The 4,223-nt window shown below is 73.8% G+C and carries 2 protein-coding genes and 1 pseudogene; 1 reads left to right on the plus strand and 2 read right to left on the minus strand.

What is annotated here, in order from left to right; all coding sequences use genetic code 11:
• Both ACFT55_RS19245 and ACFT55_RS19250 read right to left on the minus strand, forming a co-directional pair.
• Positions 1 to 311, minus strand: a pseudogene (locus ACFT55_RS19245) (alpha/beta hydrolase); the annotation flags it as partial.
• On the minus strand, positions 304 to 1,368 hold the full coding sequence (locus tag ACFT55_RS19250) for an LppM family (lipo)protein (protein WP_380245457.1): 1,065 nt from the start codon (positions 1,366 to 1,368) through the stop codon (positions 304 to 306). The gene ACFT55_RS19250 and the pseudogene ACFT55_RS19245, both read right to left, overlap by 8 nt.
• A 138-nt stretch (positions 1,369 to 1,506) precedes the next feature.
• On the opposite strand from ACFT55_RS19250, the gene clpB reads away from it, so the two are divergent.
• Complete coding sequence (gene clpB, locus ACFT55_RS19255; protein ID WP_380245458.1) at positions 1,507 to 4,113, plus strand: ATP-dependent chaperone ClpB; 2,607 nt, start codon at positions 1,507 to 1,509, stop codon at positions 4,111 to 4,113.
• Positions 4,114 to 4,223: the final 110 nt, after the last annotated feature.

Genomic DNA, 4,223 nt, shown 5'->3' on the forward strand with positions numbered 1-4,223 from the left:
GCGTAGAAGGCGTGCCCGCGCGCGGCGAACGCCCGCGCGACGTGCGGGTGGAGGAAGTAGTCCACGAACCCGTGCACGTACAGCACGGCGATGCGCGCCGGCCGACCCGTGCCCGCCCCCGGAGAAGGAAGCGCGGGCGCTGCCAGGGCGGCTGGTGTCGGGCCGGCAGGCTCCGGGGTGGACGGCACGTGCCGCACCAGCACGGCCTCCGCACCGCCGGGCAGCGGGAGGGTCCGCGCCTGGAACTCCGGGCCGAGGACGTCCTCGCGCCAGGGCCCAGCGGGGGCCGGCGCGGCCTGCGCGTCAGGCACCCTGCGGCGGGTCGGTCGGGCGTCGGGCACCCGGCGCGGCCCCCGGGCCGTCGGGGCGGTCCTGGTCCGGCCGGGGCTCGACGGGGCCGGGCTCCTGGCGGTACGCCTCCTCCTCGCCGGGGCGCCCGGGCTCCAGCGGCTCGGCGACGGGGCCGGTCGAGGTGTCCGCCGCAGGCCCGGCCGGCGGTGCGGGCTCGGGCTCGAAGGGCTCGGCGATGGGGCCGGTCGTCGGCGTGGTCGGCGTGGTCGGCGCGGTCGGCGCGCCGCCGAAGACCTGCTCGTGCGGCGTCGGTCCCGCCGCGGGCACGGTCCCGGGGGCAGCCTCCGCGGCGAGCACGGCGTCCCCGGAGGCGGAGCCCGTCACGGGCGCGGGCCGGCGGTTGTTCCGCACGACGAGCCACACGACGAGCGCGATGACGACCAGGCCGATGACGAGCCCGACGATCCACCACGGGAACCCGCTCCCGCTGTCGGCGGCACCCACCGCGTGGATCTCGGTGGTCTCGCCGAGCTGCGGCGTCCAGGTGACCGTGTTGCCCTCGATCTGGCCGCTGGCGTCGCTCACGGCACCGGGGAAGGTGATGGAGATCTGCACGTCGAAGGCGTCCTGCACCTTCTGCGGGAGCGACTTGAGCTGGTCGGCGCCCTGGGAGAGGTCGAGCGTGCCGTCGACCACGTAGTTGTCGCCGTCGCGCGTGATGGTCAGGTCTTCGTCGCCCGACCCGGACATGTCGCCGATCGGCGTGTCGGTGAACGTGTACTTGGTGCCCGTGTACTCGTCGTCGGAGTACGGCTCCTGCGTGGCGCCCTGCGGTGCGGACTGGCCCACCTCGCCGCCGGCCTGCTTCCACAGGTCGCCGGGCTTCATCCCCATGGTCTCGGCCAGGCTGTTGGAGACGGCCATGATCATCGTGCCGGAGACGGTGTCGTCCTCCGACAGCGTCATGTCCAGGTCGACCTTCATGCACCCGGACAGGGCGAGGAGTCCGACGGCGGCGAGCGTCGCCGCGATCGCGGTGCGGAGGCGGCGCAGCGGGCCGCGGGCTGGAGTGGTCACCGGCCCAGCATCCCGCAGCGCCGCGCGGTGAGCCACCGGGCGTCCACAGGGGCTTGCGTCCAAAGTTGAGCGGAATAGACTCAACTTTGACGACGTTCCCTCCACAGACGTCTTTCCCGTGTCATCCCCGGAGGTTCCATGGACATCAAGCTCACGACCATGTCGCAGCAGGCGCTCGGCGACGCCGTCCAGTCGGCGGCCGCCGCCGGCAACCCCCAGCTCGAGCCGGTGCACCTGCTGCAGGCGCTGCTCCAGCAGTCGGGTGGCGTGGCCGTCGGTCTGCTCGAGGCCGTCGGCGCCGACGCCCAGCAGATCGGTCAGCGCGCCCGCGCGGCCCTCGTGGCGCTCCCGCAGGCCAGCGGCAACGCCGTCGCCCAGCCCTCGCCGTCGCGCGCGATGAGCGCCGTCCTGGAGAACGCCGGCAAGGAGGCGGAGGCGCTCGGCGACGAGTACGTCTCGACCGAGCACCTGCTCATCGCCCTGGCCGCCGGGCAGTCCGCCGCCGCGCAGGCCCTGACCGGGGCGGGCGCCACCGCCGACGCCCTGCGCGCCGCGCTGCCCGCCGTCCGCGGCTCGTCGCGCGTGACCAGCCCGAACCCCGAGGGCACCTACAAGGCGCTGGAGCAGTACGGCACCGACCTCACGCAGCGCGCCCGGGACGGCCGGCTCGACCCGGTCATCGGGCGGGACGCCGAGATCCGCCGCGTCGTGCAGGTGCTCAGCCGCCGCACCAAGAACAACCCCGTCCTCATCGGTGAGCCCGGCGTCGGCAAGACGGCCGTCGTCGAAGGCCTCGCCCAGCGCATCGTCGCGGGCGACGTGCCGACCTCCCTGCAGGGCAAGCGCCTCGTCGCGCTCGACCTGGCCGGGATGGTCGCGGGCGCCAAGTACCGCGGCGAGTTCGAGGAGCGGCTCAAGGCGGTCCTGGAGGAGATCACCGCGTCCGACGGCGAGGTCGTCACCTTCATCGACGAGCTGCACACCGTCGTCGGCGCCGGGGCCGGCGGCGAGGGCGCCATGGACGCGGGCAACATGCTCAAGCCGATGCTCGCCCGCGGCGAGCTGCGGCTGGTGGGCGCCACCACCCTCGACGAGTACCGCGAGCACATCGAGAAGGACCCCGCGCTCGAGCGCCGGTTCCAGCAGGTGTTCGTCGGTGAGCCGTCCGTGGAGGATACCGTCGCCATCCTGCGCGGCCTCAAGGAACGGTACGAGGCGCACCACAAGGTGACGATCGCCGACTCCGCGCTCGTCGCCGCCGCCGCGCTCTCCGACCGGTACATCACCGGCCGCCAGCTGCCCGACAAGGCGATCGACCTCGTCGACGAGGCCGCGTCGCGCCTGCGGATGGAGATGGACTCCTCGCCCGTCGAGATCGACGAGCTGCAGCGCGCCGTCACGCGCCTCGAGATGGAGGAGGTCGTGCTCAAGGAGTCCGACGACGCCGCGTCGAAGGACCGCCTGGAGCGGCTGCGCGCCGACCTCGCCGACACGCGCGAGCAGCTCGCCGCGCTCACCGCGCGGTGGGAGTCGGAGAAGGCAGGGCACAACCGCGTCGGCGACCTGCGCGCCCGCATCGACGAGCTGCGCACCGAGTCCGATCGGCTGCAGCGCGAGGGCGACCTCGAGTCCGCCGCCCGGCTGCTGTACGGCGAGATCCCGCAGGTGGAGCGCGAGCTCGACGAGGCAGAGCGCGCCGAGGCGTCGCAGGAGGCCGAGGACGTCGCGGACGCCCAGGCGCCGATGATCGCCGACAAGGTGGGCTCGGACGAGATCGCCGAGGTGGTCTCCGCCTGGACGGGCATCCCCGCCGGACGCCTGCTGCAGGGGGAGTCCGAGAAGCTCCTGCACATGGAGGACGTCATCGGCGAGCGGCTCATCGGCCAGACCGACGCGGTCCGGGCGGTGTCGGACGCCGTGCGGCGCTCGCGGGCCGGCGTGGCCGACCCCGACCGGCCGACCGGGTCGTTCCTCTTCCTCGGCCCGACGGGCGTCGGCAAGACGGAGCTCGCCAAGTCGCTCGCGGACTTCCTCTTCGACGACGAGCGCGCCATGGTGCGCATCGACATGTCGGAGTACTCCGAGAAGCACTCGGTCTCGCGGCTGGTCGGCGCGCCCCCCGGGTACGTCGGCTACGAGGAGGGCGGGCAGCTCACGGAGGCCGTGCGGAGGCGGCCCTACTCCGTCGTCCTGCTGGACGAGGTGGAGAAGGCGCACCCCGAGGTCTTCGACATCCTGCTGCAGGTGCTCGACGACGGGCGGCTCACCGACGGCCAGGGCCGCACGGTCGACTTCCGCAACGTCATCCTGGTGCTGACGTCGAACCTGGGCTCGCAGTTCCTCGTGGACCCGGCCCTCGACGACGACGCCCGCCGGGAGGCCGTCATGGCGGCCGTGCGCGCGTCGTTCAAGCCGGAGTTCCTCAACCGGCTCGACGACGTCGTGGTGTTCGACGCGCTGAGCGTCGAGGAGCTGGGCGAGATCGTCGACCTGCAGGTCGCGGCGTTCGCGCAGCGGCTGGCCGACCGGCGCATCACGGTGGACGTCACGCCCGCGGCGCGGGAGTGGCTGGCGCTGGAGGGCTTCGACCCGGCGTACGGCGCCCGCCCGCTGCGGCGACTGGTGCAGCGCGAGATCGGCGACCGCCTTGCCCGGGAGCTGCTCTCCGGCGCGGTCACCGACGGCGGGGCCGTCGTCGTCGACCTGGACCCGGCCGCCGCGGGCCTCAGCGTCACGCCGAGGTAGTCGGACCCGTGCCGAGGTAGCACGAGACCTGCCGAGGTAGGTGGACACGTGCCGAGGTAGCACGAAAGCCGCCGAGGTAGTCGGAAGGGGCGGCCCGCATCCTGTGCGGG

Source organism: Isoptericola sp. NPDC057191 (genome assembly GCF_042670225.1).
In the GTDB taxonomy this organism is placed as follows: Bacteria; Actinomycetota; Actinomycetes; order Actinomycetales; family Cellulomonadaceae; genus Isoptericola.

What these genes read in the sequence shown, in the direction of transcription:
- clpB (WP_380245458.1), top strand. Translation starts at nt 1,507, where the DNA reads ATGGACATCAAGCTCACGACCATGTCGCAGCAGGCGCTCGGCGACGCC.